A 13,146-nucleotide genomic window follows, 5' to 3' on the forward strand; every position below is an offset into this window, starting at 1 on the left:
GATGACGGTGCTCAGCACCCAGGTCACCGGTCCACTCCGGGTGCAACGGAACCTGCGGCAAGGACCTGGGCATGAGCCTCGTCATGGGCGGTGGCCGCCGCCGGGGCGGGGCCTTCTGGGACGGCGGGGCGGGCCATCGCCTCCTGCAGGCGGGCGCGGATGTGCTACTCGTCGAGGGGAACACTGGTAGCCCGGTGTGCTCCAGCGCGTCGCGGGCACGGGTCAGCAGGTCGGTCTCGGCGCCGGTGGTGGCGCGCCGGCGGGCGGGCACCGGCTGCTGGAGCTGGCCGTCCAGCGCCTCTCCAGGGTGTCGTACATCATGCCGCCGGTTCGTGCGACAGCGATCCAGCGCGGCGAAGGTGCCCGGGTTCCAGTGGTCGTAGAGCGAGGCCGGTCCCGGTCGGGGCTCGGTGGCTGCATGCACCGAGCCCCGACCGGGGGCATCGGGTGGGGGCTCTAGGTGTTGCCGCCTCGGTTGAGCCAGGCCCGGACGGATCCGCCGTCGTAGACGACGACGTAGTCGGCCTTGCCGTCGCCGCTGACGTCGCGGAACGTGGACTTGTCACCGGGGTATCCGGTCTCTTTGACGAAGTCGCGGTGCTCGGTGAAGCCGCCGTTGCCCCGGCCGCCCTCGTTAATGTAGGCGTGGACGTTGCCGCGCCCTCCGACCATGAGGTAGTCGGCCTTGCCGTCGCCGTTGACGTCCGCGAGGCGGAGCTTGTCACGTGAGCCGTAGAAGACGCCGGGTGCCCAGTTCAGGTGCTCCTCCCACTTCCAGTAGCCGGTGTCCGATTCCACGTTGTAGTAGGCGTGCACGGAGCCGTCCCTGCCGACCCTGAGGTAGTCGTCGCGGCCGTCACCGTTGACATCGGCGAACCGGACGGCGTCCTGCTCGACGTGGTCAAGGTTCAGGCCCATCGGCCCTCCACTGCCTTCCCACCAGATCGCGCTTCCATTGCTGGTGCTCTTGAGGCCCTGGTTCAGGATGCTCAGCACTGCCTTGTCGGTGTCCGAGGCCGGGATCAGGACGATGTCGTCCAAGCCGTCTCCGTTGACATCGGCGAAGTCGAGTTTCCGGCCCGGGAACCACGCGCTGTCGAGGGCGCCGTGGACATCGGTGTCCACTTGCTTCCATACCGGGGAGCCGGGCTTGTCGCTCGGGCGGTTCAGGGCGATGCGCAGGGTGCGGTTCTTCTGGTCGACGCGTACGTAGTCGTCGCGACCGTCGCCGTCGAAGTCCGCGAGGTCGGTGCGGCCCGAGGGATAGGTCATGCCGGGAGCGACGACACCCAGCGAGCGCCAGCCCGGTCCGGCCTTGCTCTCGTCCGTGTCGCCGCATTCGCCGCCGCCCCCCGGGACGGGCTTCTTGATCCACCCTTGATTCTCGGCGAGCAGCAACGCGTCGTGGAACTTGTCGGCGATCTTTCGGTAGCCCTCGTCGTGAGGGTGCGAGCCGTCGACGTCCGCGGTGGTCAGGTCGCCCAGGTTGACGAGCCGGACGTGCTTGCCCTGCCGTTGGCGGTCCTGGACGATGCGGGGCAGTTCGGCGTTGTACCGGTCGATCTTGTCCTGCATGCCCGCCTTGGTGGAGGGAGGCAACGTGGCCACCATGATCGCGGCTTCCGGTGCATCGTTCAGGATCTGGTCGATCAGGTCGCCCAGCCGTTCCGGCGCAGTTCCGAGCTGGTGGTTCTGGTTCATGTCGTTGGTCCCGGCGAGCAAGGTGACCACATTGGGCCGGTGCACCTTGACTGAGCACTTCGCCCGGTCCGCGATCTCGTCGATCCGGTCACCCGGGACGCCCTCGTGGTCGCGGTCTTCCATGTTCCCGGAGCGCTGGGAGCCGACCATGTCGATGTCGCGCTTCCTGTAGCTACCTGTGTCGTCGGCCCAGTTGGACCACAGGAGATGGTTCTTCACGTCGCTGCGGTATCCGTCGTCCTGGCTGTGGTTGACCCCATGGGTGATGGAGTCACCCATGGCCATGAGGTCCATGTCCTCGGGCCAGTGGGGTTCGTAGGGCTGGTCGGGGCCCGCCTGCACCGGCCAGTGATCGGAGACCCCCGGGTCCAGGCGTTGCATCATGACGTGGGGTTGGTACTGGTCGCTGACGAAGTAGTCCAGCTCGCGCGGCGGGTCACCGCGGTGGGTCGGCAGACCGGTGGTGTGAGTCCACGCCACCTCCGGGAAGTCCCGCCGGTTCTCGAGTACTTGCGGGGTGGTGTTGAAGTCGCCCCCCACCGTCCACTCGAAGTGGTCGTTCCAGGACTGGACAGTGCGGTCGATCGCGTCGAGCATGGTCGCGGAGTCGCCGCCGCCACCGGACAGGCCGTGGAAGGTGAAGTACCAGTGGTTGTCGAAACGCACGCCCAGGGCACGGCGGCCGGCGTTGACGGGGTTGTCGACCACCCGGACCTCGTCCGGCGTACTGCGGGTGATGATGGAGACGTTCACCCGGCCGCCGCTGCCGGTCCCGCCGTTGGAATCCGTCTGCAGGAAGAACACCTCGTACGGTGTGCCCCTGTCCGAACCCTCCGGGTTCCACAGGCTGTTCTGGTACCGGTGCCCGTCCACCGTCGTATACGTGGTCGAGCTGAGGCGGTGGCCCGCGTCGTCACGCATGCTCGACGGCGGACCGGCGCCGGTCTCCTGCAACAGCAGGACCGATGCCTGTTGCAAGTAGTTCTGCACGTGCCGCCACTTGACACCGGACTCGCCACCCAGGCTCTCGCCCTGCATATTCCAGGTGATGGTCGTCCGCTCATCCAGGCCTTCGGCACGCGCGGGCTTCGACGTGAGAACGACCATGGTCAGCGACGTGGCCAACGCGAGGGCCACGGTCAGTAGTACCCGCCATGTCGTGCGGTCGTGCATGTGAGATCTCATACCTGATTAGAGGGCACAGGCGCCACATCAGTGTCAACAAAACGCGCCCCTCAGAGAGCATTTCAAGCCACCGCGCCATCCTCATGGCCCTTGACCCTGGATGTTGAGCACACGAGACACTGGATCCTGAGGATCTGAGAACGGACATCTCGCGGTCATGAAGAACTATCCGCCGGAGTTCAAGGCGGATGCGGTCGCGCTGGACGAAGCGCGGCCGGAAGCGACGATCAGGTCGGTCGCAGCCGATCTGGGGATCAACCCGGAGACGCTGCGGAACTGGGTTCGGGGAGCCGGGGTGAGCCGTCCCCGAGGACGGCGGACGCGGGAACCAGCCCTGCCGCCGGCGCCGCCGGAGGCGGAGAACGCCGCCTTGCGGAAGAAGGTCCGTGAGCTGGAGGAGGAACGGGAGATCCTGCACAAAGCGGCGCAGTATTTCGCCGGGAAGACGCGCTGGTGAACCGCTTCCAGTGTGTCGCCGACCTCCGGCGCCGCTAGCTAACTTGACTCTGTCGGGGATCTTGGAGTTGCCGAGGTCAGGTGCCCAGGGTGCGCCAGGATCTTGGCCTGAAGATCTCGCACCGGTCGAGGTAGCTCTGGAAGGCGGTCGGTCGTCGGGAAGGGAGTGCTTCCCCGGCCGGTGGGAGACCGCTGAGGCGCTCGATGTTGATGGCGATGGCCGTCAGGACGTGCTGGACGTGGGCTTTGCTCTGCCCTCGGTAGCGACAGCGGCGCATGCCGTGTCCGTGGGCGAACTCATTGACCGTGCCCTCCACTCCGGAGCGGACCGCATAGCGGGCCTTCCACTCGGGCGTCTGCTGCTCGGCACGGACATGGAGTTGCAGGTCGCGGAGCTCGCGCGGGGGAAAGCCCACGGTGCGGGCGCTGTCGGCCGTGCTGGTGCACTGGGCGCGAGCCGGGCAGGGACGGCACTGGCTCTTGGTGAATCGTGCCACGATCAGCGGGGCAGCGGTGGGCGAGGATGTCGGGTAGGGGCCGTGCCAGCCCGCGCTGACCTGGCCCTGGGGACAGGTGACCTGCCGAAGGTCGAAGTCGATGTGGAAGTCGTCCCGGGCGAAGCCCTCGCCTCGACGGTGCTGGAGTGTGGGGTTGCTCTTCAGCGGTCCGAAGACGGTGACCTGGTGTTCACGCGCGGCTTGTTCCAGATGAGGCAGGGAGGTGTAGCCGGCGTCGACCAGGTGCTCGGCGGGCAGCAGCCCGCGGCGGGACAGGCGGGCGTGGATGCCAGGCAGGACCTGGCTGTCGTGGGTGGTGGACGCGGTGGTGGCCACGTCCGTGATCACATTGGGGGTGTCGGACGCACAGGTCTCGGTCAGATGGGCGGCGAACCCCTTCCAGCTGATGATGTGTCCGTGCCGTGCGTAGCGGGCCGAGGTGTCGTAGGGCGAGACGATAGCCCGGGACGAGGGTGGCAGCCCGGCCCCGCCTTCCTTCTCGGCGGTGCGCCAGCACAGGTGTCCTGCGGCGTCACGGTGGTAGTTCTGCACCATGATCTGGCGCAGGGCCTGGACACGGGGGCCGGACGCGCGGCCTGCTGCGTGCCGGTAGAGGTGCTTCAGAAGCCGGACGGCGTCGTTCCCGGTGGTGAGGATCCTGGTCTTGGGCTTGGTGGGGTTCTTGCCCAGACGGACCGGCCGGCCGTAGCGGAGCCCCCAGTCCTCATCGATGAGCCCGTCGAGCAGGTGAGGGGAGGTGCCGGCGACTTCTTCGAGGGCGGCGCGGACCGCCTCGGTGATCAGCTCCAGGCGGGTCAGGTCACGCACCGCCGCCAGCACGTGGGTGGAGTCGGTGCGCTGCGTGGTGCGCTCGCGCACCAGTCCGGCCTCCTTGAGGCGGGACAGTGCGAGGTCGAGGAGGCGGTCGGCACGGCCGTCCCCGGTGAGACGGTCGCGGAAGTCGGCCAGCACACTGTGGTGGAAGCCGGAATCATCCAGCTCCATGGCCATCGCGTACTTGAAGTCGATGCGGCAGCGGACCGCCTCGGCGGCCTGCCGGTCCGACAGGCCAAGCAGGAACTGCAGTACACAGACGGTGGCCAATTGAGCAGGCGAAAGCCCTGGACGTCCGTCCCTGGGGTACCAGTCGGCGAAGTCCTCGTCGCACCACAGCCCGTCCAGCCGGTCACGCACCCATATCGCCGTCGTACCACCCGGGTTGCTCGCCCGCGCGATTTGCGCGGTCAGAGGCGGAACGTGCTCACCGGAACGGGGGCGCAGGGACAACGGGCACCTCGACAGCTTCATCGGACGACGGAACTACCCGAGCATGCCCGTCGACCATGCTGCCGCACTGGGAAACTCCAAGATCCCCGACAGAGTCAAGCTAAGGGCTGTCCCGTAATTCCCGGCGGGCGTGCGACGACAGCTACGGCACCTCGCCGCGTTGTCGGAACGTCCCCATACATCCAGTATGCGGACGCCCCTCCGCCTTGCGATGCCCCGCATCCGACGCCGCACGCTGATCCACCGGGAAGTGCGGGACAGCCCTTAGGTGCGGGGTCTATCAGTCCGGCGACTGCTGTGACCGGGCTCGGCCGCGGCGCCCCGAGGGAGCTCCGCAGGCCCAGGGTGGTCGGCAAATCGCCGGCGTCCGGCAGCCGCGGGCCGGGCCGGGGCAGCCGATCACCTTCCGCCCGATCGCTACACACCCGGTGAGCCGCCGGCCGCGCGGCGCGCAGGCGGTCAGGGCGCGGAAGGCGTAGGCGTAGAGGGTGCACCTCCCACCGCCGGTCGAGCCGATGCTGGCCCGCTCCGTGACGGCTCTGCCGTCCTCCAGGGCAAGGCTGGTGCTGTTCGGGCAGAAGGCGGACGGATTCCGCGTCCGGGTGTTCCCCGGCCCCAAGCCGTACTTCCAGTCCAGGCGCGGCGCCGATCTCGGACCGGCCTTCCCGGAGATCACCCAGACCGCGGCCACGCTCGGCGTCGAGGCAGTCGTCGACGCCGAACTGGTGGTCTGGAACACCAGCAGACTGAACTTCACCCCACTGCAGCACCGGGCCCGGCTCCGCGACGTCAAAGCCGAGCGCGCCGCCCGGAAGCAGCCTGCTCACCTGACAACTGGAGTACACACGGGTTCGTAGATGATCTCTGCGTGGGATCTGTTGCATGTCAGCAGGTCCGAGAACTGTGTTGGACGTATCTCCTGCTCGCACAAGAACGCCTCGCGCTGCCGCTGGTCGCGCCGAAGATGGTGCCCTCGACGTTCCGGCGGGCGCTGCGCCCGGCAGACCGCCGGCCCGATACGCCTGGTGCACCTGTTCGGCATCCATCCCGGCACCGCCGTCCGCTACGTCCACACCGCGCACCCCGACAGGCGCTGCCCCGGATCCGCTGAGCCGGGCAGCGCTGTCCAGCCCGTTTGCAGCCCATGCCCTGACCGGCTTTCACATGGCCGGGTGCGCGCAGGCTGGCTTCCTCACGACACGACCCAGCGCGAGGGCTGGGACTTCCTCATGGAGATGGGCCCCTACTTCGCTGCCCGCCCCGGCCTCCAGCCAGGAAGGCGTGGGCAGCAAGGGCCGCACCGCCACCCATTCCGCGTCCGTCATGTCCTGGATGGGGTCGCACCCCCGAGCTACCAAGAGGCTCTGCCTTCATACACGTACCGCCGGAAGACCACCCGACCAGGAACCCTGTCAGACCCGCACGTTCCAAGATCGTTTGAGATGCGGCTATTTACGGCTTGGCCGGGTCAGGCAACGGAATCTTCCGGGCGCAGTGGGACCAGGCGACCAGCACCATCAGGGCAGCGGCTGTGCCAGCGAGCGTCATGACCATGGATGGGGAGGAGTGGTCAACCACGACGCCTCCGACCAGCGCCCCGATGGAAATGGTGGCCTGGAACGAGGCCGTGAAGAGCACGGAAGAGGCCTCGGGTGAATCGGGTGAGGCCTTGGCGAACCAGGTCTGCGAGCAGACAGGCACGGCACCGTAGGCAACGCCCCACAAAACCAGCAGGGCCACGGCGCCGAGATCATCCTTGCCAAGCACCGGGAGCAGCACAGTCGCGCCGGCGATCATCAGGGCGGCGGCTGCGAAGGTGCCCATCGGATACCGCGCCACAGCCGATCCGCCCAGGAAGTTCCCGGCAATTCCTGCAATTCCGTACACGAGCAGATAGACCGTGATGAGCCCGGCGCTCACATGAGTCACCTGCTCCAGGAAGGGAGTGATATAGGTGTAGGCACCGAAGTGGGAGAGCACCACAAGGAACGTCATCACCAAGGCAAACCGAGTATTGACACTCCTGAGCATGCCCGTGAGCGCACTCAGACGAGTCGGCTCATCGGTCGGCAGCGGCGGGACCACCAGGAGCAACATGGCGAAGACACAGAGGGTCAGAATCCCCATGATAAGAAACGCGGTACGCCACCCCGCAACGTCTCCGGTGAGCGTACCCAGCGGAACTCCGAGCACGGACCCGAGAGGCACCGCGGAGAAGATCACGGCGGTTGCCCGGCCCACCGATTCGGCAGGAACCAGCCGGCTTGCCAGCCCCGCGCCGATGGACCAGAAACCACCGATGGTGACCCCGACCAATACACGTGAGACCAGGACCAGCCAGTAGCTCGGCGCAGCCGCGGCCAGGAAATTCGCCAATGCCAGCAACAGAATAAACGTAGCCAGCATGAGCCGACGATCGATGCGCCCCGTGGCGACAGTTACCACGGGCGCCGATGCCGCGGCCAGAAAACCAGGCATGGTCATCATCAGACCAGCCATTCCATCGGAGATTGCGAAACTCGAGCCAATCGAAGTCAAGAGGCCGATCGGCAGGATCTCGGTGGTGATGATCGAGAAGATCCCCAACATCACCGAAATCACCGCCAGCCACGATACCAATGGTGATCGAGCCGGCAATGAAGGCGAGTCGATGGAAGTGGTGGTTGCTGTGGACATGAATCCCGTCCCGTGTTGGGCATCACATGAAGTGTGACACTATTTCAGCAGGGACAGGAGCCACCTTCTGGCAGTTTCGCGACGTCAACAACGGCTTCCGCGTCCGACACGTCCGAGGGATACCGGCGTTCCGGGTTCGGACGGTCGGCCGCGTTGCCGTACACATGCGCCAATCACACGATGGAGCTGCCGAGTTGAACTGAACGGGCTGGACGCGTACAACAACGACACCAGGGCCTCCCGGCACTGCTCGGTTGGATTCGCATCCCCGAGCTACCGAACAACCCTGCCTTCATGCGCGCACAACGGGAAGATCACCCCGGCGGGAAACCTGTTCGACCCGCACGTTCCACGATGGTTGAGATACGGCTTCTCACGCCACCGTCCCTCTGATCCGCATGACCGGCTGCCACCTGCCCGGCCTGGACGCCGAAAACCTGTGCGTCCACGCAGACCTCGCCCTGGAGCACGGATTTACCGCCCACGGAGAAGTCAAAGTGGCCCGTGCTCGGGTGGGCGGCGTGCTGTCTCTGGCTGGGGCCCGCCTCGACAACCCCGGCGCGACCGCGCTGGACACGCCGCACGGCTCACCGTCGATCACCACATGCCCTGTCATGAGGTCAGAGGTCGTGGGTGGGCGTTGCTGTCGTGGGGCTTCATCTCATGGCGGCTGGTGCTGTGAGTTCTGATGCGATGCGTTGGGCCGGGCCGGTGTGAACGGATCGGCCCCGACAGCGGCCAGGGTAGCGGCGAGCTGACCCCACGCCTCCCTGGTACGGAACCAGTCCTGAGCTGCGGCCAGCAGGGCAACAGCCCGCCGGCCGGCCGCCACGGCCTCCTGGGAACGATTCAGCGCTCGGTACCCGGCACCGAAGCCGCCTGAAACAACCTGTTCGCAAATACGTGGCGGTGATGTAATCGTCGACGGCTTTGCCGGGTCACGGGGGCCCGGCAGCCTGGGGGGAATCTCTCCCGGGTCGGCACAGTGACGCGCGCCTGTGGAAGGCGGGCGCGCTCTCCGTCCTGTGACAGCGAGAGTGAACAAGGGGAATGAAAAGCCGCATGAAGATACCTATCGGCATAATATGCACCGCTGTCGTGTGCGCCTTGCTCGGTCTGCAGACGGGTCCAGGCAACGCAAGTGCCATGGCGGACAGGGGGTTCGCGTCGGCCGTCGCGTCCACCACCACCGATGCCGGCGCCAGTGTCGCGACCGCACCACAGGTGCCCTTTGTCAGCTCCGTCTCCGCCCAGGCCGAGGACGGAACGCGAGCAGCGAACGTACGGGCCGACGGCTCCGCTCCCCGTCACGATTACGACGGTGACGGCCGAAGCGACATGGTCGCCTGGTACGACTACGCCGACGGCCACGATGCCATGCAGACCTTCGTCGCCGGTCCGGACGGCGGTTTCCTCGCTCCCCGCGTGGGCTGGGAGACCGGCGCGGGGAACTTCTGGGCCGAGCACATGAAGCGCGTGACCGGTGACTTCAACGGGGACGGGACGGGGGACGTCGCGGCCTTCTACGGTTACGACGACGGACGGGTCACCCTCTTCACCTGGCTCGGCAAGGGCAACGGCACCTTCGCCACCCATTTCTCCTCCTGGGCGGTGGCACCTGGCAACTGGACCTTTGACGCCATCAACGCCCAGGCCGGTGACTTCAACGGTGACGGCCGGGACGACGTCGCCGCCTGGTACGACTACCGGAACGGCGACGACAAACTCTTCACGTTCCTCTCCGATCCCGGCGGCGGCTTCTCCAGCCCCTTCTCCTCCTTCGCGCGCACCGACGCCGAAGGATGGGAGGTCGAGCGCATGAAGTTCGCCACCGGTGACTTTAACGGTGACGGCCGGGACGACATCGGTGTCCTGGACAGTTACACCGCCGGAACCGTCAGGCTGATGGCCTTCGCCGCGAAGGCCGACGGCGGGTTCGGTGAGCCTGTACGCGGCTGGGAGTCCAGCGGCTGGCAGTTCGACCGGGTGAGCGTGCACGCCGGTGACTTCGACGGCAACGGCCGCGACGAATTCGCCGCGTGGTACGACTACGCCGACGGGCACGACGCCCTGATCGGCTTCGACCTCGACGACGCCGGGAGGTTCGGCAACCGGCGCGAGCTCATGAACGCGCCGGAGGGCTGGTACGAGCGGTACCAGATGTATCTCGTGACCGGCGACTACAACGGTGACGGCCGCGACGACCTGGCCACCTACTACGGGTACAGCGACGGCCGGGCGAAGACCATCACCTTCACCGCCAAGACCGACGGCACCCTCGATGCCCCCCTGCACAGCTGGAACGTCGACAACGGCTGGACCTTCGCCAGGGTCCACATGGTGGAGCGTTACAACAGCTCCCCGCCCCTCTGCCCCACGGTCTACGGGCACGGCGGCTACCCCACCGGGGACAACGCCTGGGAGCGGGACCAGGTTCGCCAGCCGAACCACCCCGCGGGGCTCGCGCAACAGAAGAGCTGGGGAGCGCGCGGTGTGGAGGCTGACCTCCAGCTCACCAAGGATGGCACCAAGGGCGTAATGTGGCACAACAGTACGACCAGAGGGCTCACGGGTCCCAAGGCCAGCATCACGGACATCTGGTGGGCTACCGGCGCCGATCAGCTCAAGGGCCGCACGATCGACCACGGTCCGTACGCCGGCGAGACCGTGTACACCTTCCGTGAATGGCTCGACAGCGCCAAGCAGCAGAATATGGCCGCGTTCGTCGAGCTCAAGCGTGAGGCGAGGCAGTCGCTGCTCAACGACGACGCGTCCATCCGCGAGACCGCATGGAACGAGGTCATCGCACCCATCGCGGAGCGTGCCGCTACGCAGAAGATCATGATCTACGGGAGTGTGGACGCGGACGACCTGCGAGCCGAGCTGAAGAAGCGCATGGAAGCGGCCGGTCTCGGCGGCACACTCACGAACTACCCGCGTTGGGTCGACAAGTTCGGCTGGGAGGAGCCCGCCCCGGCGGCTTCCGGCAACTACGGCCAGTGGCAGGAGAAGCTCAACCAGTACGGCTCCCCGGTCACTTCGGTACCGATGGTCACCACATGGCCGAAGGAGTTCAGGTCCTGGATGACCGGAAAGTGCCGCTGACCCCCAGACGAGCGCGTGGGCGGCAGACACTGCCGCCCACGCGTGTCGAACGCGGCTACCTGGTGGAACGGCCGCAGACGACCGCAGCATGCATCATGAACAGGGTGGCGGACCTGCCTCGAAGTTCGAGATCATCCGATCATGTCGGATGACACGCCAGAACAGGGCCTCCCAGCCGTCTTTGGGTTCCGGCCTTATCGGGGCGACGAGGACCACGGCCCCATGGCCGCGGTGCGGCTGGGATGTGTCGAACGGGACCGGGTCGACGCCCGTTCGGTTGTGAAAGGGCTCCCGACAGCGGTCGGGATCGCCGAGGCATCTGCCAAGCTGGACGAGCCGTCATAGAACCAGGTCCTGGTGGTGCGCGACGGGAGCGTCGTCGGTTACTCCACGATCCGGTGGTGGCAGGAGCGGAACGATACGTGGCTGTACCTGCATCGCGGTTACCTCTTGCCCGAGCATCGCGACCGGGGCATCGGATCAGCCATGCTGAGTTGGGCCGAAGAGCGGATCCGTCAGCTCGTCGAAAAACATGGCACGGCGCGGACTGCAGTGATCGGTGCGAACCCCATGGTCTCCGAGCAGGACGCCACGGCGCTTCTGCTCGCAGTCGGCTACCGACGTGTCTTCAGTCTGGTCGAGCTAGAGCTGGGCGATCTGCAGCAGTTGCCCGAGCCGGGCAGCGAACTCCCGGCCGGTATAAGGACGGGGCCGATCGGGACCAGCCACTACCGTGCGGCCTGGAGGACGGTCGTCGATTCGTATGCGGACACCGGTTTCACTCGGAAATGGTCCTTCCAGGACTTTGTCGACACCGCCGACCCGGCATGTTGAAGGGCTGCCTGGAACGGGCAGAACATACTCGGCGTGGCCCTCTGCTCCATCCGCCGTCACGACCACACCGTGGGCGAGGTGGAAGAGCTGAGTGTCCGAAAGGACCAACGACGCCTCGGAATCGGGCGGATCCTGCTGCGGGACGGGCTGCGAAGCCTACGCGAGCAGGGTGCAACGACTGCCAGGCTGTACACGGGCACGGCAAATCCGCACCGGTCCTACGATCTTTACGAGAGCGTGGGGTTCCGGAGACAAAACGAGTATGTCCGTTACCGCAAGCCGCTCGCTTGATCGACCGGTCATTGGACTGTCCGGTCGGTCCACAGAATTTGACTATTCCTCCGATCAGAGGGTGTGCCGTACGAAGGGAGAGTTCCACGGCTCGACCTGTCCGCTCGACAGACGGCATCCCTGCGCCATGGGCCACCGACCGCTGCCTCCGCGACCTCACGGGGAGGAGGAGTATCCGCTGGAGGCGACCCGTTGTCGGGTGAGGTGGGTGAAAGCCCGGGCGGCAGCGCTTTGGTAGGAGCCCGAGCGGCAGAGCAGAGTAACAGTGCGCTCGGGCAGGGGCGGGTCGAGGGGGACGGCACGCAGATGCGGGTGATCCTGGGCGATGGCCTCGGGCAGCACAGATGCCAGAGGGGTGCGCTGGATCATTTCGGCGACTGCATTGACCGAGTTGGCTTCCAGCGCGATGCGCGGTGTGGTGCGGTGCTGATCGAAGTAGGTGTCGATGTGCCTGCGGGTGGCAAAGTCGCTGCTGAGCAGGGCCAGGGGGCGGCCTTCCAGTTCTCGCACGGGTAGTGGGTCTGTCCGGTCGGCGTAGGGGTGGTGGGTGCCGACGACGAGGCTGAGGGCTTCGGTGAACAAGTCGTCCGTGGTGATGCCGGGCAGGTGGGCACCGCGAAAGGCGATCCCGAGGTCGAGGTCATCGGCAAGGAGGGCGGACTCGATGCGGTCCTGCGTCATCTCCCTGATGCTCAGGGTGATGTCGGGATGACGGACGTGGAACTGTCCGGTGAGGGGGCCGATGAGGTAGGCGGTGAAGGTGGGGGTGGCCGCCAGGCGCAGACTGCCGCGGGAGAGGTCGGCCACGTCGTGAACGGCGCGTTCAGCAGCGGCGAGTTCCTGAAGGGCGCGACTGGCGTAGTGGACGTAGGTCTCGCCGGCGTCGGTGAGGCGCACGGCACGACCCGTACGGTCAAGGAACTGCGTGCCCATCAGGCGTTCCATCTGTCTGACCTGCTGGGACAGGGTCGGCTGGGAGATGTGCAGGACTTCGGCGGCGCGGGTGAAGCTGCCTTGTTCGGCGACGGCGAGCAGATAGCGCAGATGACGCAGTTCGAAGCCCATGACATCACTATAGATGAGGCCAATAGGTCTTATATTCAGGGCGTCTTGG

General features: G+C 66.6%; 7 protein-coding genes and 1 pseudogene. 4 read left to right on the plus strand and 4 right to left on the minus strand.

Features of this window, described 5'->3' with window-relative positions; genetic code table 11:
* Nucleotides 1-456: 456 nt before the first annotated feature.
* Nucleotides 457-2,874: a GDSL-type esterase/lipase family protein gene (locus BA175_RS23650; RefSeq protein WP_069173496.1), complete on the minus strand. Its 2,418-nt coding sequence runs from the start codon at nt 2,872-2,874 to the stop codon at nt 457-459.
* Between the two features lie 169 nt (nt 2,875-3,043).
* Between BA175_RS23650 and BA175_RS23655 the strand changes: the two genes are divergently transcribed.
* Nucleotides 3,044-3,343, plus strand: a complete 300-nt coding sequence (locus tag BA175_RS23655) for a transposase (protein WP_069173497.1) — start codon at nt 3,044-3,046, stop codon at nt 3,341-3,343.
* Nucleotides 3,344-3,419: 76 nt separating this feature from the next.
* Here the strand turns inward: BA175_RS23655 and BA175_RS23660 are convergent, their stop codons facing one another.
* Entirely contained in the window at nt 3,420-5,147 is a 1,728-nt protein-coding gene (locus tag BA175_RS23660) for an IS1182 family transposase (RefSeq protein ID WP_079159754.1), read from the minus strand.
* Between the two features lie 467 nt (nt 5,148-5,614).
* On the opposite strand from BA175_RS23660, the gene BA175_RS23665 reads away from it, so the two are divergent.
* Nucleotides 5,615-5,983, plus strand: coding sequence for an ATP-dependent DNA ligase (locus BA175_RS23665; RefSeq protein WP_069173499.1), 369 nt, complete (start codon nt 5,615-5,617; stop codon nt 5,981-5,983).
* Nucleotides 5,984-6,578: 595 nt separating this feature from the next.
* On the opposite strand, the gene BA175_RS23670 is transcribed toward BA175_RS23665, so the two are convergent.
* A complete protein-coding gene (locus tag BA175_RS23670) occupies nt 6,579-7,802 on the minus strand; it encodes an MFS transporter (protein ID WP_069173500.1) in 1,224 nt (407 codons plus the stop codon).
* Nucleotides 7,803-8,948: 1,146 nt separating this feature from the next.
* Between BA175_RS23670 and BA175_RS23675 the strand changes: the two genes are divergently transcribed.
* Entirely contained in the window at nt 8,949-10,907 is a 1,959-nt protein-coding gene (locus tag BA175_RS23675; protein WP_254667953.1) for an FG-GAP-like repeat-containing protein, read from the plus strand.
* A 141-nt stretch (nt 10,908-11,048) separates the two neighbouring features.
* Nucleotides 11,049-12,032, plus strand: a pseudogene (locus BA175_RS23680) (GNAT family N-acetyltransferase).
* 156 nt (nt 12,033-12,188) lie between these two features.
* On the opposite strand, the gene cynR reads toward BA175_RS23680, so the two are convergent.
* Entirely contained in the window at nt 12,189-13,097 is a 909-nt protein-coding gene (cynR, locus tag BA175_RS23685; protein ID WP_069173502.1) for a transcriptional regulator CynR, read from the minus strand.
* Nucleotides 13,098-13,146: the final 49 nt, after the last annotated feature.

Source organism: Streptomyces griseus (genome assembly GCF_001715295.1).
Lineage (GTDB): Bacteria > Actinomycetota > Actinomycetes > Streptomycetales > Streptomycetaceae > Streptomyces > Streptomyces griseus_G.